The 1,062-nt window shown below is 65.1% G+C and carries 1 protein-coding gene; it reads left to right on the top strand.

Features of this window, described 5'->3' with window-relative positions; all coding sequences use genetic code 11:
* Positions 1-192 precede the first annotated feature (192 nt).
* Positions 193-984: a 3-oxo-5-alpha-steroid 4-dehydrogenase gene (locus tag ACJH6J_RS30505; protein ID WP_293012501.1), complete on the top strand. Its 792-nt coding sequence runs from the start codon at positions 193-195 to the stop codon at positions 982-984.
* Positions 985-1,062: the final 78 nt, after the last annotated feature.

The following is a 1,062-nucleotide window of genomic DNA, read 5'->3' as shown; positions in this document are numbered from 1 at the left end:
TCCACTTCACAACCGGAGGCCTTCCCTGTCACACAGGCTCACCGATACATAACGGGACAACGTCCCCGGACATCACACCTAGCCCGAGCGAGCCGGGACTCTCGCTGGCCTCACGCCCCGGCCAGGTGGTAGAACACGTTACAGAAATGGCGGCCTCGGCCGCCGAAACCGCCTGTTCAGCGAGGACTGCCCATGCACTGGTACACCGGCAACACGTTCTATGACACCGTGCTGACGGCAGCCTTCGCGTTCGCCGCGTTCGTGATCATCGGCGGTTTCTTCGCGCAGAGTTCCTACGGGCGGTTCTCGACGACGAAGCTCGGCCTGAATCTCAACCCGAAGCTCGGTTGGTGGCTGATGGAGATCCCGGCGACGGTCGTGTTCCTCATCAGCTACCTGGCCGGGCCGCACCGCTTCGAGCCGACATCGCTGGTGCTGGCCGGGATCTGGCTGCTGCACTACGCCAACCGGGGCTGGTTCTTCCCGCTGGCGATCCGCCAGGCGCCCGGCAAGCGCGGCACCTTCAACGTGTCGGTGATCGTGATGGGCATGCTCGTGACGTCGATGCACGGCTACCTCAACGGGACCCTGTTCAGCCACGACTTCTTCGGGCAGTACACCACCGCGTGGCTGACCGACCCCCGGTTCCTGGTGGGGCTGGTGGTCTACCTCTGCGGCTTCGTGCTCCTGGTCAACTCCGAGTCGATCGTGCGAAACCTGCGCGACAAGAACAACCCCGGCGGTGCGGAGTACCGGATTCCGTTCGGCGGCGGTTTCCGGTTCGTCACCAGCCCGGCGTATCTGGGCGAGCTCATCGCGTGGTCCGGCTTCGCGCTGCTGACCTGGGCGCTGCCCGGGGTGGCCATCCTGTTGATCACCGCGGGCAATCTCATTCCCCGGGCGCTGGGCACCCATACCTGGTACCAGGAGAAGTTTCCCGAGTACCCGACCGACCGCAAGGCCCTGATCCCCTACGTGCTCTAGGTGTACTGACCTGAGAGGTTAGGCACGCGGCTGGCGGGTGGGTGGCCTCCGAGTGCGGTGTGGCCGCGGTGGTGATTG

It is taken from the genome of Mycobacterium sp. SMC-18 (assembly GCF_045310895.1).
In the GTDB taxonomy this organism is placed as follows: domain Bacteria; phylum Actinomycetota; class Actinomycetes; order Mycobacteriales; family Mycobacteriaceae; genus Mycobacterium.
This window is presented reverse-complemented; position numbering and strand designations above follow the sequence as displayed.